The organism is Streptomyces sp. CB03238 (genome assembly GCF_002099185.1).
GTDB lineage: Bacteria > Actinomycetota > Actinomycetes > Streptomycetales > Streptomycetaceae > Streptomyces.
The window spans coordinates 34,002-54,601 of sequence record NZ_NBCN01000002.1; the positions used below are offsets into that span (position 1 = coordinate 34,002).

The 20,600-nt window shown below is 72.0% G+C and carries 20 protein-coding genes and 1 pseudogene; 11 read left to right on the forward strand and 10 right to left on the reverse strand.

Features of this window, described 5'->3' with window-relative positions; translation table 11 throughout:
- Positions 1-36: 36 nt before the first annotated feature.
- The 3 genes and pseudogenes from BKD26_RS02950 (at position 37) to hutH (ending at position 4,287) form a co-directional block, all read left to right on the forward strand.
- Entirely contained in the window at positions 37-825 is a 789-nt protein-coding gene (locus tag BKD26_RS02950; RefSeq protein WP_084895436.1) for an enoyl-CoA hydratase-related protein, read from the forward strand.
- Between the two features lie 75 nt (positions 826-900).
- Positions 901-2,010, forward strand: a pseudogene (locus BKD26_RS02955) (sensor domain-containing diguanylate cyclase); the annotation flags it as partial.
- A 735-nt stretch (positions 2,011-2,745) separates the two neighbouring features.
- Positions 2,746-4,287 (forward strand): histidine ammonia-lyase, encoded by a 1,542-nt coding sequence (gene hutH, locus BKD26_RS02965; RefSeq protein WP_084895439.1) that lies wholly within the window; start codon positions 2,746-2,748, stop codon positions 4,285-4,287.
- A 27-nt stretch (positions 4,288-4,314) separates the two neighbouring features.
- Here the strand turns inward: hutH and BKD26_RS02970 are convergent, their stop codons facing one another.
- Together BKD26_RS02970 and BKD26_RS40065 are read right to left on the reverse strand one after the other, a co-directional pair.
- On the reverse strand, positions 4,315-4,596 hold the full coding sequence (locus BKD26_RS02970) for a hypothetical protein (RefSeq protein WP_084895441.1): 282 nt from the start codon (positions 4,594-4,596) through the stop codon (positions 4,315-4,317).
- 124 nt (positions 4,597-4,720) lie between these two features.
- Entirely contained in the window at positions 4,721-5,119 is a 399-nt protein-coding gene (locus BKD26_RS40065; RefSeq protein ID WP_179166386.1) for a hypothetical protein, read from the reverse strand.
- A 139-nt stretch (positions 5,120-5,258) separates the two neighbouring features.
- On the opposite strand from BKD26_RS40065, the gene BKD26_RS02980 reads away from it, so the two are divergent.
- Positions 5,259-6,524, forward strand: coding sequence for an Ig-like domain-containing protein (locus tag BKD26_RS02980; protein ID WP_084895443.1), 1,266 nt, complete (start codon positions 5,259-5,261; stop codon positions 6,522-6,524).
- Between the two features lie 80 nt (positions 6,525-6,604).
- Here the strand turns inward: BKD26_RS02980 and BKD26_RS02985 are convergent, their stop codons facing one another.
- Positions 6,605-7,465 (reverse strand): helix-turn-helix transcriptional regulator, encoded by an 861-nt coding sequence (locus BKD26_RS02985; RefSeq protein ID WP_084895445.1) that lies wholly within the window; start codon positions 7,463-7,465, stop codon positions 6,605-6,607.
- A gap of 127 nt (positions 7,466-7,592) precedes the next feature.
- On the opposite strand from BKD26_RS02985, the gene BKD26_RS02990 reads away from it, so the two are divergent.
- Positions 7,593-8,636: an NAD(P)-dependent alcohol dehydrogenase gene (locus tag BKD26_RS02990; RefSeq protein ID WP_084895447.1), complete on the forward strand. Its 1,044-nt coding sequence runs from the start codon at positions 7,593-7,595 to the stop codon at positions 8,634-8,636.
- Positions 8,637-8,742: 106 nt separating this feature from the next.
- Complete coding sequence (locus tag BKD26_RS02995; protein WP_084895449.1) at positions 8,743-9,093, forward strand: DUF1330 domain-containing protein; 351 nt, start codon at positions 8,743-8,745, stop codon at positions 9,091-9,093.
- Positions 9,094-9,208: 115 nt separating this feature from the next.
- On the opposite strand, the gene abc-f is transcribed toward BKD26_RS02995, so the two are convergent.
- Positions 9,209-10,843 (reverse strand): ribosomal protection-like ABC-F family protein, encoded by a 1,635-nt coding sequence (gene abc-f, locus BKD26_RS03000; RefSeq protein ID WP_084895451.1) that lies wholly within the window; start codon positions 10,841-10,843, stop codon positions 9,209-9,211.
- A 449-nt stretch (positions 10,844-11,292) separates the two neighbouring features.
- Here abc-f and BKD26_RS39665 point away from each other — a divergent pair, with 449 nt between their 5' ends.
- The gene (locus BKD26_RS39665; protein WP_143662599.1) at positions 11,293-11,805 is read left to right on the forward strand and encodes a hypothetical protein; all 513 of its coding nucleotides are present in this window, start codon (positions 11,293-11,295) and stop codon (positions 11,803-11,805) included.
- 81 nt (positions 11,806-11,886) lie between these two features.
- Here BKD26_RS39665 and BKD26_RS03010 read toward each other — a convergent pair whose 3' ends face one another.
- The 3 genes from BKD26_RS03010 to BKD26_RS03020 all read right to left on the reverse strand — a co-directional run bounded on the left by BKD26_RS03010 (position 11,887) and on the right by BKD26_RS03020 (position 14,529).
- Positions 11,887-12,171 (reverse strand): hypothetical protein, encoded by a 285-nt coding sequence (locus BKD26_RS03010; protein ID WP_143662600.1) that lies wholly within the window; start codon positions 12,169-12,171, stop codon positions 11,887-11,889.
- A gap of 59 nt (positions 12,172-12,230) precedes the next feature.
- Positions 12,231-12,893 carry a peptide-methionine (S)-S-oxide reductase MsrA gene (msrA, locus tag BKD26_RS03015; protein ID WP_084895457.1) on the reverse strand — a complete coding sequence of 221 codons (663 nt, stop codon included), beginning with the start codon at positions 12,891-12,893 and terminating at the stop codon, positions 12,231-12,233.
- Between the two features lie 523 nt (positions 12,894-13,416).
- Entirely contained in the window at positions 13,417-14,529 is a 1,113-nt protein-coding gene (locus tag BKD26_RS03020) for a hypothetical protein (RefSeq protein WP_084895459.1), read from the reverse strand.
- A 60-nt stretch (positions 14,530-14,589) separates the two neighbouring features.
- On the opposite strand from BKD26_RS03020, the gene BKD26_RS03025 reads away from it, so the two are divergent.
- On the forward strand, positions 14,590-15,744 hold the full coding sequence (locus BKD26_RS03025; protein ID WP_073753911.1) for a cystathionine gamma-synthase: 1,155 nt from the start codon (positions 14,590-14,592) through the stop codon (positions 15,742-15,744).
- A 97-nt stretch (positions 15,745-15,841) separates the two neighbouring features.
- Here the strand turns inward: BKD26_RS03025 and BKD26_RS03030 are convergent, their stop codons facing one another.
- The 3 genes from BKD26_RS03030 to BKD26_RS03040 are packed head-to-tail and all read right to left on the reverse strand — an operon-like array spanning position 15,842 to position 17,105.
- A complete protein-coding gene (locus BKD26_RS03030) occupies positions 15,842-16,090 on the reverse strand; it encodes a hypothetical protein (RefSeq protein ID WP_241518525.1) in 249 nt (82 codons plus the stop codon).
- Positions 16,087-16,536 (reverse strand): sigma factor-like helix-turn-helix DNA-binding protein, encoded by a 450-nt coding sequence (locus BKD26_RS03035; protein ID WP_084895461.1) that lies wholly within the window; start codon positions 16,534-16,536, stop codon positions 16,087-16,089. Before BKD26_RS03035 ends, BKD26_RS03030 begins: the two co-directional genes overlap by 4 nt.
- A gap of 32 nt (positions 16,537-16,568) precedes the next feature.
- Positions 16,569-17,105 (reverse strand): MarR family transcriptional regulator, encoded by a 537-nt coding sequence (locus BKD26_RS03040; RefSeq protein WP_179166387.1) that lies wholly within the window; start codon positions 17,103-17,105, stop codon positions 16,569-16,571.
- A 112-nt stretch (positions 17,106-17,217) separates the two neighbouring features.
- Here BKD26_RS03040 and ilvA point away from each other — a divergent pair, with 112 nt between their 5' ends.
- The 3 genes from ilvA to BKD26_RS03055 all read left to right on the forward strand — a co-directional run bounded on the left by ilvA (position 17,218) and on the right by BKD26_RS03055 (position 20,596).
- Positions 17,218-18,447: a threonine ammonia-lyase gene (ilvA, locus tag BKD26_RS03045; protein WP_084895465.1), complete on the forward strand. Its 1,230-nt coding sequence runs from the start codon at positions 17,218-17,220 to the stop codon at positions 18,445-18,447.
- Between the two features lie 356 nt (positions 18,448-18,803).
- The gene (locus BKD26_RS03050; RefSeq protein WP_084895467.1) at positions 18,804-19,769 is read left to right on the forward strand and encodes an ATP-binding cassette domain-containing protein; all 966 of its coding nucleotides are present in this window, start codon (positions 18,804-18,806) and stop codon (positions 19,767-19,769) included.
- Positions 19,766-20,596 (forward strand): ABC transporter permease, encoded by an 831-nt coding sequence (locus BKD26_RS03055; RefSeq protein WP_084895469.1) that lies wholly within the window; start codon positions 19,766-19,768, stop codon positions 20,594-20,596. The genes BKD26_RS03050 and BKD26_RS03055 overlap by 4 nt, the downstream gene beginning before the upstream one ends.
- The last annotated feature ends 4 nt before the right edge of the window (positions 20,597-20,600 follow it).

Here is a 20,600-nt window from a genome sequence, read left to right on the forward strand (position 1 = left end):
GTCGCTAACGCTCGTTAACCGGGAGGGTCTCGCCTTATGTCCGAGCAGCGCTTCGGAGAATTCGTCGCCGTACGCCGTCATGAGCACGTGGCGGAACTGGTCCTCGACCGGCCCAAGGCCATGAACGCCGTCTCCACGGAGATGGCCCGCTGCATCGGCGCCGCGTGCGAGGCGCTCGGCGCCGATCCTTCGGTACGGGTGACCGTGCTGACCTCCTCCAGCGAGCGGGCGTTCTGCGTGGGCGCCGACCTCAAGGAGCGCAACTCGCTCAGCGACGCCGAGCTGGTGCGCCAGCGCCCGGTCGCGCGCGGCGCGTACACCGGCGTGCTGGAGCTGCCGATGCCGACGGTCGCCGCCGTGCACGGCTTCGCGCTGGGCGGCGGGTTCGAGCTGGCGCTCGCCTGCGACCTGATCGTGGCCGACGCGACGGCGGTCGTCGGGCTGCCCGAGGTGTCGGTGGGCGTGATCCCGGGCGGTGGCGGTACGCAGCTGCTGCCGCGCCGGGTGGGGGCCGCGCGGGCGGCGGAGCTGGTGTTCACGGCGCGGCGCGTGGCGGCGGCGGAGGCGGTGTCGCTGGGGCTGGTGGACCAGCTGGTGGACGACGCCCGGGAGGGTGCGCTGGAGCTGGCCGCCCGGATCGCCGGGAACTCGCCGGTCGGGCTGCGGGCCGCCAAGCGGGCCATGCGGCTGGGGTACGGGCTGGACCTGCGGGCGGGCCTGGAGGTCGAAGACGCGGCGTGGCGGTCGGTGGCCTTCTCGGGCGACCGGGCCGAGGGTGTGGCGGCGTTCAACGAGAAGCGGAAGCCCGAGTGGCCCGGGCAGTGAAAGGTCGGGCGGTGAAAGGTCGGGCGGTGAAAGGTCGGGGAGTGAAAGGTCGTGCATCCTCCCTAAGCTTGAGGAATGGGTGAGGATGTCCGGCTCCGCGCTGTAGTGGCGCTCGCGCAGGCCATGGCGTCGGCGCACACTCCGCGCGAGACCTGGCGGGCGGCCGCGCTGGGCGCGCGCGACGCGCTCCGCGGGACGTTCGCCGCGCTCTCGATGTGGGAGCGGGACCTCGGCCGGCTCAAGGTGCTCGTCAACGCGGGCGAGCGGGCGCCGGACGAGGAGGAGTTCCCGGACTCCGAGACGTACCCGGTCCACCAGTTCTCCGAGATCACCGAGTTCCTGCACGAGCGGTGGGCCGGAGGCGGGGAGCCGAACGCCTGGGTGGAGACGGCGGACGGCCCGGAGGCGGGGGAGCCCGGTTACTGCCACCAGAGGGTGGCCGCCCTGCGGCGGCGCGGTCGTGGCTGCTGTGTCGTCGCGCCGATAGTGATGCACGGGCGGGCGTGGGGCGAGCTGTACGTGGCGCGGCCGGCCGGGGCGCCGGTCTTCGACCGCCGCGACGCGGACTTCGCGACCGTCCTCGCGTCGGTCGTCGCGGCGGGGATCGCGCAGACCGAGCGCCTGGAGGAGGTCCGCAGGCTGGCCTTCACCGACCCGCTGACCGGGCTCGCCAACCGGCGGGCGGTGGACATGCGGCTGGACGAGGCGGTCGAGCGCTTCCTGGCGGACGGGACGGTGGTCTCGCTCGTGGTGTGCGACCTGAACGGCCTCAAGCGCGTCAACGACACGCACGGGCACGCGGTGGGGGACCGGCTGCTGGAGCGGTTCGGCTCGGTGCTGTCGTACTGCGGGGCGATGCTGCCGGGCGCGCTGGCGGCGCGGCTGGGCGGTGACGAGTTCTGCCTGGTGTCGGTGGGGCCGGAGGCGGACGAGGTGGTGCGGGCGGCGGACGAGCTGTGCGTACGGGCCGGTGAGCTGGAGCTGGGGGAGGGCGTGGCGTGCGGGGTGGCGTCGACCGGTGACCCGATCGGACCGGTGCAGTCGGCACGGCGGCTGTTCCGGCTGGCGGACGCGGCGCAGTACCGGGCCAAGGCGGCGCGGTCGCTCAAGCCGGTGGTGGCGGGGCGGGACGGCACGGTCATCGCCCTGGCGGACCACCCCCCGGCGGCCGCCCGCGACCGCCGCACCTTCCGCGACGCCCCCGCGGAGCCGGGTGCGTCTGCGGTGCGGGATGCGCCTGCGGCCCCTGCGGCGCCCGGGGCTTCTGCGGCCCCTGCGGCGCCCGGGGCTTCTGCGGCGCCGGGGGCGACTGCGGCGCCTGCGGTGCCCGGGGCTTCTGCGGTGCCAGGGGCTGCTGCGGCCCCTGCGCCGGAGCCGGCCGTCGGCACGGAGCCGGGCGCCGAGCCGGACCGGCCCGCCCCGTAGAGCCCCCTCCGGCGCGGAGCCGTTCGCCGCCGGCGCCCCTGTGGCCAGTCGCCCCCGCCGGGGCCCGCCTTCCCTCCCCGTTGTGGGCAATGGCCCCCGCCGAGGCCCGCCTCCCCCCGTTGTGGGCAGTCGTTCCGCAGGGCGGAACGGGTGGGCACAACGGGACGGGGCGGTGCCTTTGCGGCGGTTCCTCCCGGGGCGGTGCCCGTTCCCGGTTCGCTCCGGTGCCGTGCGGGTCGGTGGCCTGCCGGGGGGTGGGGGGCGTGGCCCCTCCGGGCTCGTCTCCTCAAGGCCGGCGGCCTCGGGCACGAGAAAGGGAGCCGTTACGGCGCCGCCGACCTCTGCGGGGACGACCCTGCACGGCCCCACCCCGGCCGGTGGCCGTCTGCGGGCGGTGGGGGAGGGGGCGCGGCCCCGGTCGGTGGTCGTAAGGGGCGCTGGGGAGGCGGGGTAGTGACACGTTGGGATTCAGTCCGTACGCTGCTGAATATGGATATGCACACAGTCGTGGTGGGGACGTCCGGCGCCACCGCCCAGGACGTCATCGCCGTGGCCCGCGGCAACGCCCGTGTCGAGCTCTCCCCGGAGGCGCTCACCGCGCTCGCCAAGGCCCGCGAGATCGTCGACGCCCTCGCCGCCAAGCCCGAGCCCGTCTACGGCGTGTCGACCGGATTCGGCGCGCTCGCCACCCGGCACATCAGCCCCGAGCTGCGCGCCCAGCTCCAGCGCAACATCGTCCGCTCGCACGCCGCCGGCATGGGCGCGCCCGTCGAGCGCGAGGTCGTGCGGGCGCTGATGTTCCTGCGGCTCAAGACCGTCTGCTCCGGGCACGCCGGGGTCCGGCCCCAGGTGGCGCAGACCATGGCGGACCTGCTCAATGCGGGCATCACCCCCGTCGTCCACGAGTACGGCTCCCTCGGCTGCTCCGGCGACCTCGCCCCGCTCAGCCACTGCGCGCTCACCCTGATGGGCGAGGGCGACGCCGAAGGCCCCGACGGCCGCGTCCGCCCCGCCGGAGAGCTCCTCGCCGAGCACGGCATCGAGCCCGTCGAGCTCCGCGAGAAGGAGGGCCTCGCCCTCCTCAACGGCACCGACGGCATGCTCGGCATGCTGATCATGGCCTTGGACGACCTCGACAAGCTCTACAAGTCCGCCGACATCACCGCCGCCCTGTCGCTGGAAGCGCTCCTGGGTACGGAGAAGGTCCTCGCGCCCGAGCTGCACGCCATCCGCCCGCACCCCGGCCAGGGCGCCGCCGCCGCGAACATGCTCGCCGTCCTCAAGGGCTCCGGCCTCACCGGCCACTTCCAGCAGGACGAGGCTCCCCGCGTCCAGGACGCCTACTCGGTGCGCTGCGCCCCGCAGGTCGCCGGGGCCGGCCGCGACACCATGGCCCACGCCCGGCTCGTCGCCGAGCGGGAGCTCGCCTCCGCCGTCGACAACCCGGTCGTCCTGCCCGACGGCCGCGTCGAGTCCAACGGCAACTTCCACGGCGCGCCCGTCGCCTACGTCCTGGACTTCCTCGCCATCGCCGCCGCCGACCTCGGCTCCATCGCCGAGCGGCGCACCGACCGGCTGCTGGACAAGAACCGCAGCCATGGGCTGCCGCCGTTCCTGGCCGACGACGCGGGCGTCGACTCGGGGCTGATGATCGCCCAGTACACACAGGCCGCCCTGGTGAGCGAGCTGAAGCGGCTGGCCGTGCCCGCTTCCGCGGATTCCATTCCGTCCTCCGCCATGCAGGAGGACCACGTCTCCATGGGCTGGTCCGCCGCCCGCAAGCTGCGCACCGCCGTCGGCAACCTGGGCCGGATCATCGCCGTCGAGCTGTACGCCGCGACCCGCGCCATCGAGCTGCGCGACGGGCTCACCCCGGCGCCCGCCTCCCGCGCCGCCATCGAGGCGCTGCGCGCGATCGGTGTCCAGGGCCCCGGGCCGGATCGTTTCCTCGCCCCCGACTTGGAGGCCGCCGACGCCTTCGTACGCGAAGGAAAGCTCGTCGAGGCGGTCGAGAAGGTCACCGGCCCGCTGGCCTGACGACGCCTTGCGCCGGGGCGCGCACCGTCATAGGACGGTGTGCGCCCCTCGTCGTACGGCGAAGGCCACCAGGCCCGTCCCCATCGCGAGGAAGGTCGCGCCGCCGAGCAGGTACGGGGTGGTGTCCACGCCGCCGGTGTCGGCCAGGACCAGCTGCTCCTGCCCCTTCGCGGCCGTGGACGTTCTCGCTTCGTGCTGCTCCGCGGGTGGCCGCTCAACGGTGGCGTTGGCCGAAGGGACGAACCACAGCGCACCGAGCAGGGTCCCGGCGGCGGTGGCGGTCAGCAGCGGTCGACGTGCGACGGACACAGATTCAGATCCTTTTGCGGAACCGAGAATTGGTGGGTGCGTCGATGCTAATGAACACAGCGGGTCGCTGGAAAGTCATGGGCCCCGGCGGCTTACGCTCCGTCATATGAGCCCTTCTGAGACATCACGGTATGTACGCCTTCGCGTGGAACTGCTGCTGGAAGTGACGGACAACGATCAACTCACCGGAGCCGCGCTGGAGCGCGTCGAAGCCGACGAATTCATGCCGGACGAGGAGCGTACGCACGCCCGATCCGCGGTACGAGAAGACGAAGCGGAAGCTCTCGCCTACCTCGTCGAGCCGGTCGATCTGCTCGGCCAGGTGCCTGGCGTGGAGCTCGCCCAGGCGTCGTGGAGCAGCGAGCAGGTCGAGTACGACCCCGACGCGGAGATGTGGGACCTGGATGAGGAGGATGATGAGGATCACCTCGACGACGTACGGCCGTAGCGTGTGACCTGTGACACGCTCCGGGTCCCGGACCGCCGCCGTGGCGGGCGCGTCCGGGGCCCATTTCACGCGCATCCGTATACCTCGGGAAGATCGGGAACCAATGGCTCCCCCGGGCGCGTCGATCAGTGGTGTTCCCCACATCCGTGCCGGATGGGGAACGGGACGGGTTGTTATGGGTGTTGTTGAGACAGTTGGCAGGGAATCGGCGACGATGGAGAAGCGTGTGATGACGGACAGCAAGCGGCGCAAGGGCCTGGCGGCCGCGTCCGCACTGCTCGGCGGCGTACTGGTGCTCACCGGCTGCGGCGGCGGTGAGGACAAGGCCGACGCCTCCGAAAGCTCGAAGACGTCACAGTCCCAGGTCGACGCGGCGGCGGCGGAGGACGCCTCCGAGGCCCGAATAACGATCTCCCCGAAGAACGGCGCGCAGAACGCCGGCATCAACAACGACGCCAAGGTCACCGTCAGCGAGGGCACGCTCACGCAGGTCACGATGACCGCCCCGGACGGCACGGCCGTCAAGGGTGAGATAGCCGCCGACGGCACCAGCTGGAAGCCCAGCGAGCAGCTGGAGCGGGCCACCACCTACAAGATCTCCGCCACCGCCAAGGACTCCGAGGGCCGTGAGGCCCACGAGAACTCCTCCTTCACCACCGTCTCCAAGGACAACAGCTTCATCGGGAACTTCACCCCCGAGGACGGCTCCACCGTCGGCGTCGGCATGCCCGTCTCGATCAACTTCAACAAGCCGATCACGGACAAGAAGGCCGTCCAGTCCGGCATCACCGTCTCGTCCACCAGCGGCCAGGAGGTCGTCGGCCACTGGTTCAACTCCCAGCGCATCGACTTCCGCCCCGAGAACTACTGGGCCGAGGGCTCCAAGGTCACGCTGAAGCTGAACCTCGACGGCGTCGAGGGCTCCGAGGGCGTCTACGGCGTCCAGCAGAAGACCGTCACCTTCACCATCGGCCGCAACCAGGTCTCCACCGTCGACGCCGCCGCCAAGACCATGACGGTCACCCAGGACGGCAAGACGATCAAGACCATCCCGATCTCCGCCGGCGCCCCCGAGAACCCGACCTACAACGGCCAGATGGTCATCTCCGAGAAGTTCAAGGAGACCCGGATGGACGGCTCGACGGTCGGCTTCACCAAGAAGGACGGCAAGGGCGAGTACGACATCAAGGACGTGCCGCACGCCATGCGGCTGTCCACCTCGGGCACCTTCATCCACGGCAACTACTGGGGCTCGGACTCCATCTTCGGCAAGGTCAACACCAGCCACGGCTGCGTGGGCCTCAACGACGCCAAGGGCGCCGACGACCCGAAGCAGCCCGGTGCCTGGTTCTACGACAACTCGATCGTCGGTGACGTCGTCGTCGTCAAGAACTCCAAGGACAAGACCATCGCCCCGGACAACGGCCTCAACGGCTGGAACATGAGCTGGGCGGAGTGGAAGGCCGGCTCGGCCGTCTGAGCCACCGGCTGAACGAACGGGCGGCGGTCCTCCTCACGGTGGGCCGCCGCCCGTCGTCGTACGTACGCACGCCGCTCTGCTCAGCGCGCCCCGGCGACCTCGTCGACCCCCCAGTTCGCCAGCAGCCGCAGCGACTCCGCCGACGGGGTGCCCGGCTCCGCCGTGTACGTCACCAGGCTCAGATCGTGGTCGTCGGGCAGCCGCAGCGTCTCGTACGACAGCGTCAGCTCGCCCACCAGCGGATGGTGCAGCCGCTTCGCGCCGTGCCCCTTCTCCTGCACCGTGTGCGCCGCCCACAGCTCGCGGAATTCCGAGCTCTTGACGGACAGTTCACCGACCAGCGTCGACAGTTGCGGATCGTCCGGCGAGCAGCCCGCGTACAGCCGCAGCGCGCTCACCACCTCCGTCGCCTTCGCCTCCCAGTCGACGTACAGATCGCGGACGTTCGGGTCGAGGAAGAGCTGCCGCGCCATGTTCCGCTCCTGCGGCTGAAGCGCCGCGAAGTCCCCGAACAGCGCCCGCGCCAGCCTGTTCCAGGCCAGGATGTCCAGCCGCCGCCCCAGGACGAACGCCGGCACCCCCTCCATCGCGTCCAGCAGATGCTGCACCGCCGGCCGCACCGTCTGCGGCCGGGTCGCCGGCACCCGCCGCTTCTTCTTGTGCGTCGGCCTCGCCAGGTGCGTCAGATGGTCACGCTCGGCATCCGTCAGACGCAGCGCCCGCGCGATCGCGTTCAGCACCTCGATGGAGACATTGCGGCCGTTGCCCTGCTCCAGGCGCGTGTAGTAGGCCACGGAAACGCCGGCCAGCTGCGCCAGCTCCTCCCGCCGCAGCCCCGGTACCCGGCGGTGGCGCCCGAACTCGGGCAGCCCGACGTCCTCCGGCTTCAGCCGGGCCCGCCGGGAGCGGAGGAACTCACTCAGTTCGGCACGCTGATCCATACGTCAAGTATTCCGGGTCGTACGTACCGACAGGCGGCTGATCCTGTCCCTGCCAGTAGTACGCACAGCGGACGTACGAACGACAGAGACCTGGGCGGCCCGCGCCGGCACCGGCAGACTCACTGCCATGACCACGAACGTCTCCGCTTACGCAGCCCCCGCCGCCAACGCCCCGCTGGAGCGCACCACCATCCCACGCCGGGCGGTCGGCGAGCACGACGTACTGATCGAGATCAGGTACGCGGGCATCTGCCACTCCGACATCCACCAGGCCCGCGACGGCTGGGGCGAGGGCATCTTCCCGATGGTGCCCGGCCACGAGATCGCCGGAATCGTCACCGAGGTCGGTGAGGGCGTGACGAAGTACAAGGCCGGCGACCGGGTCGGCGTGGGCTGCTTCGTCGACTCCTGCCGCCAGTGCGAGTACTGCCGCCAGGGCCTGGAGCAGTACTGCGTCGAGGGCATGACCGGCACGTACAACGCCCTCGACCGCAGCGGCGAGCCGACCTACGGCGGCTACTCCACCCACATCGTCGTCGACGAGAACTACACCGTCCGCATACCCGACGGCCTCGCCCTCGACGTCGCCGCCCCGCTGCTGTGCGCCGGCATCACCCTCTACTCGCCGCTCGTCCACTGGAAGGCCGGCCCCGGCAAGAACGTGGCCATCGTCGGACTCGGCGGCCTCGGCCACATGGGCGTGAAGATCGCCCACGCGCTGGGCGCCGAGGTCACCGTCCTGAGCCAGACCCTGCGCAAGCAGGACGACGGCCTCGCGATGGGCGCCGACCACTTCTACGCCACCAGCGACCCGGAGACCTTCGACAAGCTCGCCGGCACCTTCGACCTGATCGTCTCCACGGTCTCCGCGCCGCTGGACCTCGGCGCCTACCTGAGTCTGCTGAAGACCGACGGCGCCCTGGTGAACGTCGGCGCGCCGGAGGAGCCCGTCTCGCTGAACCTCTTCTCCGTCATCGGCGGCCGCAAGACCCTCGCCGGCTCGATGATCGGCGGGATCGCCGAGACCCAGGAAATGCTGGACTTCTGCGCCGAGCACAACCTGGGCGCGGAGATCGAGCTGATCCGCGCGGACCAGATCAACGAGGCGTACGAGCGGGTGCTGAAGAGCGACGTCCGCTACCGCTTCGTCATCGACACCGCGACGATCTGACAGCGGCGTCGATGACGCGATGACGTCCGGGGTAATCGACCCCGTACGCGCACGCCGGGAGCATGGGGTCATCCGGATCCGGATACGAACCCACGAGGAGGGCCCCATGCCCGCGTACGCCATCGGAAACCTGCGCCCCGTCGCCGTGCTCGACGACGAGGTGTTCACCTACATGGAGCGCATCCAGGCCACCCTCGACCCCTTCGGCGGCCGGTTCTTCGTGCACGGCGCGCCGGCCATGGAGGTCCGCGAGGGCGAGTGGAACACCGCGCTCGTCATCATCGGGTTCCCGTCGCTGGACCATGCCCGCGACTGGTACGACTCCGAGGCCTACCAGCGGCTCATCCCGCTGCGGACCCGGCACATGACCGGCGACGTCCTGCTCATCGACGGCGTCGCCCCGGACTATGACGTCTCGGCGACGGCCGCGATGCTGCGGGCGGCGCAGGCCGTCTGACGGTGGGTCACGCCTGCGTGGCCTTGGGCCTTTGCGGCTTCGGGCCTCCGTGCCTTGAGGCCGTGCGGCTTCGGGACCGCGTGGCCTTGAGGCCGTGCGGCAGGCCCTCGCGGCCTCAGGCCCCGACGCGGGGTCGAACGGCCCGGCCCGCCCTCAGTTCCAGCCGGTCGCCGGCGAACGCGCTGCGGAAGCGGCGGTCGTGCGAGACCACGACGACCGCCCCCTCGTACGCCGCCAGGGCGGCCTCCAGCTCCTCCACCAGGCCGAGCGCCACATGGTTCGTCGGCTCGTCCAGTACGAGGAGGCCGGCCGGACGTGTCACCAGGCGGGCCAGCTCCAGCCGCCGCCGCTGGCCCACCGACAGGGCGGCCACCGGAACCGGCAGGTCCTCCTCCCGGAACAGCCCGAGCGCCAGCAGCTCCTCGGCGTGGTCCTCCGGCGCATCGGGGCGCCCGGCCGCGAACGCCGCCAGCAGCGGGCGGCGCGGCGGCCGCGCGGGCAGCTCCTGCGGCAGGTAGCCCACCCGCGCCGGGCGGTGCACGGTGCCCGCGTCGGGGCGCAGGTCCCCGGCGATCACCCGCAGCAGGGTCGTCTTCCCGGCGCCGTTCGGGCCGGTCACCAGCAGCCGGCCGCCCGCCCCGACCCGCAGGCCCGCCACCCGCAGCCGGTCGCCGACGACCACGCCGTCCAGCTCCACCGCCACGTCCTGGGGGTCCGGCGCGGCCAGCCGGGGCGCGAACCGCAACGGCTCCGGCGGCGCGGCAACCGGCTCCCGCCGCAGCCGCTCCAGCCGCTGCCGCGCCGCCCTGACCCGCCCGGACAGCTTCGCCTCGTGCGAGCGCCGGTGCTTGCCGAAGCCCTCGCGCGGGTCCTTGCCCGAAGCGGCCAGCCGCTGCCCGGCCGCCGCGACCAGCGCCTCCGACTCCGCGAGGCCGTCCAGCCACGCCTGGTGGTCCAGCTCCCAGCGGCGGCGGGCAGCGGCCTTCGCCGCCCGGTAACCGGCCCAGCCGTCCCCGTACCGGGTCACCGCCCGCGTGTCCCGGTCGACCTCCAGGACCGCGGTCGCCACCGCCTCCAGGAACACCCGGTCGTGCGTCACGGCCAGCACCGTGCCCCGGTGCGCCCGCAGCCGCTCCTCCAGCCTGCCGGTCGCCTGCCGGTCGAGATGATTCGTCGGCTCGTCGAGCAGCAGCAGCTCAGCGCCCGACGCCAGCACACAGGCCAGCGCCAGCCGCGACTGCTCGCCCCCGGAGAGTGACCCCAGCGGCCGCCCGCGCCCGATGTGCCCGACGCCCAGCCCGTGCAGGGCGGCGTCGACCCGGGCATCCGCCTGGTAACCGCCGCGCTCCTCGTACGCGCTCAACAGCTCGCCGTACGCCGCCAGTTCGGCCTCAGACGCACTGCCGAGGCCCTCCTCGGCCGCCCGCAGCCGCCGCTCCATCGCCCGCAGCTCGGAGAGCGACGCGTCCACCGCGTCCTGCACGCTCGCCGCCGGGTCCAGGTCCAGGGTCTGCCCGAGATGGGCCACCCCACCGGAGAAGCGGACGGTCACCTCCCCACTGTCGGGCGCCTCGGCCCCGGCGAGCATCCGCAACAACGTGGACTTGCCGGAGCCGTTCTCCCCGATGACGCCGATCTTCTCACCGGGGCGGACGGTGAACGTGACCTGATCGAGCACGGAGCGGTCCCCGTACGCCTTGGACACGTCCTTGAGGGTCAATTGGGAGGGGTCGTGGGCGCGATCGCGCATGATTTCTTTCCCTGATGTCCGGGTTCGGAAAGGACGGGGCATGACGGGACGCCTGCGCGTCCGCGCCCGGAATCAGAGAAAGAAGTAGTACGAACCCATGCGATCGAGTGTAGGGACGGGCCGGGTGCCGCACCACCGGATTTCGCCCTTGCGACGACCGGGTGGGGTGGGAGGTGGGAGTGGTGCTGGTGCAGTGACCGTGGCCCGTGAGAACGAAGTGGATGACTGTCCCGGTTGTGTCGCAAAGCAGTTGGCTCAGTGGTCGCCTTTGATCAGCTGGTGTCAAACTCCCTCCATCCAAGGGAGGTTGCTGAATGTCACCGAGAGGTTCTGGGGGAAGCGCGCAGACGGCGTCTCGCGGGGGAGCCGGTGGGCACACACCAGACGAACCGCCCGGCCGCCGACGAGATTGGCAAGGCATTGCAGCCTTCATCGGCGCGGTCGCAGCGTTGATCACCGCTGTAGTGGCGGTCTTCGGTACCTCACCGTTCGAGGACGCGCTGGGAGGGGGCTCAGACCAGCGCCATGCACCAGTGGAGTCCGGAAATGACGAGGTCGAGGGCGCGCGGCCTTCTCCAGCCAGTCAGACCAGCCCCGAGGTGAGATGGTCGGGCGAGCTCGTTGCGGTCATGAAGCGTGCAGACCTTGACACGGTTCCGGCCTCTCGGACCTATGGCGAAGGTGGTGATCTTCACGCGAGCTGGGGACGCCCCAAGGGCTCAACTGTCACGGCCTACTTCATGCACGACGTGCAGGGCGCGGAGTTCGAGCGCGGAGTGCGGGTCACTCCCAAGAGTTGTGAGGAACGGATCAGCACACACGGAGCGGACAGCATCGATGTCGAGGCTGGTGTGCGGTTCTGCGTCCTGACGAATGCTGGGCGGGCAGCCATCCTGGACGTGAGGAGCGTGAACCTGGCAGCCGACGAGTTCACGGCACAGGTGACCGTCTGGGAGAAGTAGGCGGGATATCGGGGAGGTGGTCCTCTGGCGCCGCGGTGCCTTGACGAGGGTGGCCGTGCGGACGCATGGAGCAGCTGTCATTCATCGCTTCAGCAGGTGCGGTTCCGGCCACGTGGTGATCGGCTCACCGGACGCCGAGTGGATCTCCAGGAGCGCGAGATAACCGTCCTTCGTGAACACCATGACCCCGGCGTCGTCCGGCACGGTGTACCAGGCGTCCGCAGCCGGATTGCCCTGCGTCGGGGCCGGTGGCACCGCCGCGCGGTCCACCGTCAGGTCGACCGTCAGGCAGCCGCAGCCGCAGCCGCAGCCGCACCGGCCCGTCACTCGCGCGTAGGCGATCTGAGCACGCAGAGCGCTGCTCACCGGATTCTGGACCGGAGAGCAGCGCGTTCAGCGTCGCCGTCGCGTCCGGCGAGAGAGGCTCAGCCATCGGCCTTCGCCACGCCGATCGGGCAGCTCACGCCCGTACCGCCGATGCCGCAGTAGCCGCCCGGGTTCTTGTCGAGGTACTGCTGGTGGTAGGCCTCGGCCGGGTGGAAGGGGCGGTCGTCGGCGGGGAGGATCTCCGTGGTGATCGTTCCGTACCCGGAACCGGTCAGGACCCGCTGGTAGGCGTCACGGGACGCGGTGGCCGCGGCGGCCTGGGCGGGGGAGTGGGTGTAGATCGCCGAGCGGTACTGGGTGCCCACGTCGTTGCCCTGGCGGAAGCCCTGGGTGGGGTCGTGGGACTCCCAGAAGCGCTTCAGGAGCGTTTCGTACGAGACGGTCTCGGGGTCGAAGACCACGCGGACCACCTCCGTGTGGCCTGTCATGCCCGAGCAGACCTCCTCGTAGGAGGGGTTCCGCGTGTAGCCGCCCTGGTAGCCGACGAGCGTCGTCCATACGCCGTCGGTCTGCCAGAACTTCCGCTCGGCGCCCCAGAAACAGCCCAGGGCGAAGTCCGCGACCTCCAGCCCGTCCGGGTAGGGGCCCAGGAGGGGGTTGCCGAGGACGGTGTGGCGGGAGGGAACGGTGAAGCCGGGCTCCGGGCGGCCGCGCAGGGCCTGGTCCGGGGTGGGGAGCACGGGGGTGCGGCCGAACAGCATGACTCGGTCTCCTTCTGCGGGGCGCCGGGGCGGCACCGGAACAACGTTCCGGGAACGGGGGGAATTCCGCGTCAGCCGGCCGGCGTCGCCGCGCGCGAGGGCGCGGGCGGAGCCGCGCATGGTTGCGCCCACCGGGCGGAGTTCCGAAGCGGAACACCACCCACCGGCGCCACGGCCGACACGTCGGCCCGGCAGGCCCGGCAGGCCCGGCAGGTCGGGAGGCGGGCCGGGCCTGCCCGCAGGACTCCCGGTTCGCAGGCCTGAAGGCCGGTGGATGGGTGCTCGTCGTGCGCGGGCCGACGACGCTGGGTGGGCACCCGTACGTGCGGGGCGACGGCTGGTGGGTGGGCACCCGTACGTGCGGGGTGTGCGCACGCCGGCCGGGCACCCGTGCCCGCGGGGCGACGCCGGCGGGTGGGCACCCGTACGTGCGGGGTGTGCGCACGCCGGCCGGGCACCCGTGCCCGCGGGGCGACGCCGGCGGGTGGGCACCCGGACGCCCGGGCCAGGACCGCGGGGCCCGTCAGTGGGGCAGCGTCGCCGGGTTGCCGCCGTTGGCCTCGTAGCCCGCGACCGCCAGGGCGCGGTAGACCGCGTACTCCGCCGCCGGGTCCTCGCTGAGCGTCCACGGCAGGGCGCCGATGTGGCCGTCCACGTGGACCAGCTGGTGCATGGCCTCCGACCAGCGTTCCGCCCGTACCAGGAAGTGGATCAGCAGGTGGCGTACGTGCGCCAGCATCGGGTCGTCGGGGCGGGCCGAGTGGACCGCGTACAGCGCGCCCTCCATGGCCTTCGACACCACCTCGGTGCCGTAGAAGTCCTGCACCAGCGCCACCTCCGGCAGGTGCTCGAAGACCGCGAACAGCGGCAGCGCGGCGAGCAGCGACCCCTGCGGGGCGCGCGCCGCGGCGGCCGTCGCGAAGCGATCCGCGTCCTGCCGGGAGCCGTGCCACTTCTCGCACCAGTAGTGCAGGGCCGCCAGGTGCGCGCCCATGTGCTGCGGCGCACGGTCGATGATCTTCGCCCAGACCTGGTCGAACTGCTCGTGGGTGTAGCCCAGGCCCCGCGCCACGGCCAGCTCGATGATGTACGGGACCGGGTCGCCGGGCGACAGCAGCGCGGCCTGCTCGCAGACCGTACGCGCCTCCTCCAGGATGATCCGGAAGTCGTCGCTGCCCGCCGACGACGACCGCCACGCCTGCTGCACCAGGAACTCGGCGTGGACCTGCGCCCCGCCCGGGTCCTTCGGCTTGTCCGCGCGCCACGCCCGCAGCCAGGCGCCCCCCGTACCGGGCTGCTGCGCCAGCTCCAGCGACGCCGCGCCCGCGAACGCCTGCACCCGCTGCCAGCGCACCTCGCCGTCCTTGTCGGTGCCCGCCAGCAGCTGCGACGCGGCCCGCCAGTCCTGCGTGCGCTGCACCACGTCCAGTACGTCCAGGAGGTCCTGGTCCGGGCCGGGCATCCGTACGTCGAGGTGTTCCTGGCGTACGAAGCCGTACGCGCTCGGATCGGCGGCGTCCGGCGAACCGGGCGAGACCAGACGGATACCGCCACCACCACCCCGGCGGCGCCGCAGCCACGGCGCGAGCACCATGCCGATCATGGCCACCGCGATCAGGAACCAGAGAATCTCCATACCGCCATTGTCCCGGACGCGTCGGGTGCGTACAGCCGCCCGCGACTACGCTCGGGCCTCATGAGCGACGAGCACACCCACCAGAACTTCGAGACCCGCGCCATCCATGCGGGCAACACCGCCGACCCGCTTACCGGCGCGGTCGTCCCGCCCATCTACCAGGTGTCCACCTACAAGCAGGACGGTGTGGGCGGCTTGCGCGGCGGCTACGAGTACAGCCGCAGCGCCAACCCGACGCGCAGTGCGCTGGAGGAGAACCTCGCGGCGCTGGAGGGCGGCCGGCGCGGCCTGGCCTTCGCCTCCGGCCTCGCCGCCGAGGACTGCCTGCTGCGGACGCTGCTGGTGCCCGGCGACCACGTGGTCATCCCGAACGACGCGTACGGCGGCACGTTCCGCCTCTTCGCGAAGGTCGTCGCACGGTGGGGCGTGGAGTGGTCGGTCGCCGACACCTCCGACCCGGCGGCGGTACGGGACGCGATCACCGACCGTACGAAGGCGATCTGGGTCGAGACCCCGTCCAACCCGCTGCTCGGCATCACCGACATCGCGGCCGTCGCGGACGTCGCCCGCACGGCCGGCGTCAGGCTCGTCGTCGACAACACCTTCGCCAGCCCCTACCTCCAGCAGCCGCTCGCGCTCGGCGCGGACGTCGTCGTGCACTCGCTGACCAAGTACATGGGCGGCCACTCTGACGTCGTCGGCGGCGCGCTGGTGACCGCCGACGAGACGCTCGGCGAGGAACTGGCGTACCACCAGAACGCGATGGGCGCGGTCGCCGGGCCCTTCGACTCGTGGATCGTGCTGCGCGGCATCAAGACGCTGGCCGTACGCATGGACCGGCACAGCGAGAACGCGACCCGCGTCGCCGAGATGCTGACCCGGCACCCGAAGGTGACGAGCGTCCTCTACCCGGGCCTGCCCGAGCACCCGGGGCACGAGGTCGCCGCCAAGCAGATGCGGAGCTTCGGCGGCATGATCTCCTTCCGTGTCCAGGGCGGCGAGGAGGCGGCCGTCGAGGTCTGCAACCGGGCCCGGTTGTTCACGCTGGGCGAGTCCCTGGGCGGCGTCGAGTCGCTCATCGAGCACCCGGGCCGGATGACGCACGCGAGCGTCGCCGGGTCGCTGCTGGAGGTCCCGGCGGACCTGGTGCGGCTGTCCGTCGGCATCGAGAACGCCGACGACCTGCTGGCGGACCTGCGCCAGGCGCTGGGCTAGCCCGCCCTCTGTCGTGGACGGTGGCGTGACCCCCGTCGGCGGCAACCGCCACCGGCTGGGCGCCGGCCCTGTGTGGTGGACGGTCGCGGGCGTCGCGTCACCAGCCCTCGAACGGCGGCGTGACCCCCGTCGGCGGTGGCCGCCACGGTTCCGTGACCGACGCCCACACCGCGAACGCGACCGCCGCCGCCGTCAGCAGCGCCCACAGGGCGCGGCGCAGCAGCCGGGCCCGGTGCCGGCTGCGGGTGCCTCGGCTGATCGCGCGGGGCAGCAGGTCCGGCGGGAGCTGGACGCGCGGCGGGGCGTCCAGCATGCGCCGCACCTCGTCCTCCTTGCGGTCGTTCACGTGGCCCGCCTGAGGACGGTGACCGCACGAGCACACGTCGCCCGGACCCGGTCCGCCGGCAGCCCGAGCAGCGCCGCCGTCTGCTCCTCGGCGACACCCTCGTACAGGCGCAGCACGACGACGAGCCGTTCCAGCGGGGTCAGTCGCGACAGCACCCCGCCGCAGGGGCGGTGGAAGCGCCAGGCCGCGCGGGCGAAGCGGGCGGCCAGCTCGCGGCGGGTGAGGTCGTACGGGTCCTCGCCGCGCAGCCGGTCCCAGCGGGCGTACGTGGCCGCCAGCGCGGCGGTCAGCAGGGCCCCGGCGCGCGGGGCGCGGCCGGGCGGCTCGGTCGTCAGGAGCGTGGCGGCATGCAGCAGCCGGCCCGCGGTGCCCGCGACGAACGCCTCGAAGTCCTGGTCGCGCCGGCGCCGGTGCTGGTGGTGCGTCGTCGCCTGCCGCTCTCGCACGTCCTCATATCAGGCCAAAGTCCCGGCCCGGGTCAAGAGGCCGGAGCCGTCTCCGTCTCCGCCGCCGTCTCGGCCGCGCTCTCGGCGGGCGGCAGACCGGCCTGCCGGGCGGAGAGCGCGGAGTTGAAGCGGGTGAGCAGGGTGCAGAACGACTCGCGTTCCTCCTCGGTCCAGCCGTCCGTCACCTCGGCCATCAGCCGGCGCCGCGAGGAGCGGACCTCCTCCAGCCGGGCCTGGCCGCGCGGCGACAGCTGGAGCACGACGGCGCGGCCGTCCTCCGGGTGCGAGGTCCGCTTGACCAGGCCGGTGTCCACCAGCGGCGCGACCTGGCGGGTGACGGTGGACGAGTCGATGCCCATCCCCGCCGCCAGGGCCTTCACGCCCATCGGGCCTTCCTGGTCGAGGCGGTTGAGGAGCAGGTAGGCGGCACGGTCCATCGAGTTGCGGAGCTGGCCGGTGCCGCCGAGCCGGGTCTGCTCGGCCCGCCGGGCGAAGACGGCCACCTGGTGCTGGAGGGCATCGAGGAGACCGTGGTCAAGATCAGTCGTCATGTCCTGGGATGTGGGCATGGCTGGGGCTCTCTCGTGCGGTGGTGGTCGGTTGGTGGGGGACAGAGTACGCGGCCCGGTGCGCCTTGGTACCGGCGCTGCACAAACGTGATGAGCTGCAAGACTTGAGGTCATGAGCTTCGGTACGCCATACCCCTCACACCCCCTCATCCTCGATGACATCCGGGGGGCGCAGAAGATGCTCTCCGGGGTGGCCAGGATGACGCCCATGGAGGGCAGCCGGTACCTGTCGCGGCTGGTGGGCTCGCCGGTCCACTTCAAGTGCGAGAACCTCCAGCGGACGGGGTCGTTCAAGCTGCGGGGCGCGTACGTGCGGATCTCCGGGCTGCGCCCGGAGGAGCGGGCGGCGGGAGTCGTCGCGGCGTCGGCGGGCAACCACGCGCAGGGCGTCGCGCTCGCCTCGTCGCTGCTGGGCGTGCGCTCCACGGTCTTCATGCCGGTGGGTGCCCCGCTGCCGAAGGTGGCGGCGACGCGGGAGTACGGGGCGGACGTGCGGCTGCACGGGCACGTGGTCGACGAGACGCTGGCGGCGGCGCAGGAGTACGCGCACGACACGGGCGCGGTGTTCATCCACCCCTTCGACCACCGGGACATCATCGCGGGGCAGGGCACGGTGGGGCTGGAGATCCTCGAACAGTGCCCCGAGGTGCGGACGATCGTCGTCGGGGTGGGCGGCGGTGGCCTGGCGGCGGGCATCGCGGTGGCGGTCAAGGCGCTGCGGCCGGACGTGAAGGTGATCGGCGTCCAGGCGGAGGCCGCCGCCGCGTACCCGCCGTCGCTGGCGGCGGGCCACCCGCTGGCGATCGACTGCTCGCCCACGATGGCGGACGGCATCCAGGTGGGGCGCCCGGGGGACGTGCCGTTCGGGATCGTGGAGGAGCTGGTCGACGAGGTGCGCACGGTGTCGGAGGACGACCTGTCGTCGGCGCTGCTGCTGTGCCTGGAGCGGGCCAAGCTGGTCGTCGAACCGGCCGGGGCGAGCCCGGTGGCGGCGCTGCTGAGCGCGCCGGAGACGTTCAAGGGGCCGGTGGTGGCGGTGCTGTCGGGCGGGAACGTTGACCCGCTGCTGATGCAGCGCATCCTCCGCCACGGCATGGCGGCGGCGGGCCGCTACCTGAGCCTGCGGCTCAGGCTCACGGACCGCCCGGGCGCGCTCGCCATGCTGCTGGGCGTCCTGTCGGTCGCCGACGCCAACGTCCTGGACGTCGGGCACGTACGGACCGATCCGCGCCTGGGACTGACGGAGGTGGAGGTGGAGCTCCACCTGGAGACCAAGGGCCCGGAGCACTGCGAGGAGGTCGCCTCGGCGCTGCGGGAAGCGGGGTACACGGTGATGCCCTGACGGGCGGGTCCGGCGGGCTCGTCGACCCCCGTTGCGGGCAGTGGGCCGGCCGGGGGCGAGTCGCCCCCTGTTGTGGGCAGTCGTCCCGCGGGGGGATCCCCATCCTCTGCGGGGACGACCCTGCACGGCCCCGCCTGCGTCGTACGCCGTCTGCGGGCGCGGGTGCAATGCGGCCCGGTGACCTCGCCGAGGAGGCGGGTGCCGCGGACCATCCGCATAAGGAGGGCACAGGGGGCGGAGCCTCTTGTAAGTCGCGGTGTATCGCGTTATGTGTTCGTCACATAATTGCCGGGCGGGCCCCGTCCGGCATCCCTACGCTTTGGGTAGCGATTCACCCCATCAACGGGAGAACCCACATGCCAGGCGCAATTCACGCCGAAGGTCTGGTCAAGACCTTCGGCGACGTACGGGCTCTGGACGGCGTGGACCTCGATGTCCCCGAAGGGACCGTCCTGGGGCTGCTCGGCCCCAACGGTGCCGGCAAGACCACCGCCGTGCGCGTACTCACCACGTTGCTCAGGCCCGACAGCGGCAAGGCGGTCGTCGCGGGCATAGACGTCCTCAAGCACCCCAATGAAGTCCGCCGGGCGATCGGCCTGTCCGGACAGTTCGCGGCCGTCGACGAGTACCTCACCGGCCGCGAGAACCTCCACATGGTCGGCCAGCTCTACCAGATGTCGAGCAAGGCCGCGAAGATACGCGCGGGCGAACTGCTGGAGCGGTTCAACCTCGCCGAGGCCGCCGACCGCCCCGCCAAGACCTACTCCGGTGGCATGCGCCGCCGCCTCGACCTCGCCGCCGCGCTCGTGGTGTCGCCACCCGTGATGTTCATGGACGAGCCGACCACCGGCCTCGACCCGCGCAACCGGCAGCAGCTGTGGGACGTCATCCAGGAACTGGTCGCCGGCGGTACGACCCTGCTGCTGACCACGCAGTACCTGGAGGAGGCCGACCACCTGGCCCACGACATCTGCGTCGTCGACCACGGCAAGGTCATCGCCCGCGGCACCGCCGACCAGCTCAAGGTCCGTACCGGCGGCGAGCGCGTCGAGGTCGTCGTCCACCAGCCCGACCAGATCGACCCCGCCCGCGCCGTGCTCGCCGGCTTCGGCAAGGGCGAGGTCGCCGTCGAGACGCACACCCGCAAGCTCACCGTGCCGGTCACCGGCGGTGCCAAGCTGCTCGCCGAGGTCATCCGCGAACTGGACACCCGGGGCGTCGAGATCGACGACATCGGCCTGCGCCGGCCCACCCTCGACGACGTGTTCATCTCACTCACCGGCCACGCCGCCGAACTGGCCGACGAGGAGGCCGCGAAGTGAGCGCCATCACCGCCCCCAAGCCGCGCGGCGGCATCGCCCAGTCGGTCGCCGACTCCCTCGTCGTCGCCCGGCGGAATCTGATCCGGATGTCCCGGATCCCCGAAATGATCATTTTCGGGCTCATTCAGCCGATCATGTTCGTGGTGCTCTTCAGCTACGTCTTCGGCGGCTCCATGAACATCGGCGGCACCACCGACCCGGACGTCTACCGCAACTTCCTGATGGCCGGCATCTTCGCCCAGACCGTCACCTTCGCCACGGCGGGTGCGGGCGCCGGTATCGCCGACGACATGCACAAGGGCCTCATCGACCGCTTCCGGTCCCTGCCCATGGCCCGCGGCGCGGTCCTCACCGGCCGTACGCTCGCCGACCTCGTACAGACCGCGCTCACCGTCGTCGTCCTCGCGGTCGTCGCCCTGCTCGTCGGCTGGCGCATCCACGAGGGCGTGCCCAAGGCGCTCGGCGCGTTTCTGCTGCTGCTTCTGCTCGGGTACGCGTTCTCCTGGATCGGCGCGCTGATCGGCCTGTCCGTGCGTACGCCCGAAGCGGCCACCTCCGGCGGTCTGATCTGGCTGTTCCCCGTGACGTTCCTGTCCAACGCGTTCGTGGACTCGTCCCGGATGACGCCGTGGCTGCGGCACATCGCCGAGTGGAACCCCTTCAGCGCCACCGTGCAGGCCTGCCGCGAGCTGTTCGGCAACCCGGGCGTCACGAACTCCACGGCCTGGCCCATGGAGCACCCGGTGCTCGCCTCGATCCTCTGGTCGCTGGTGATCATCGCGGTGTTCCGCACCCTGGCGGTGCGCAAGTACCGCTCGGCGGCGTAACACG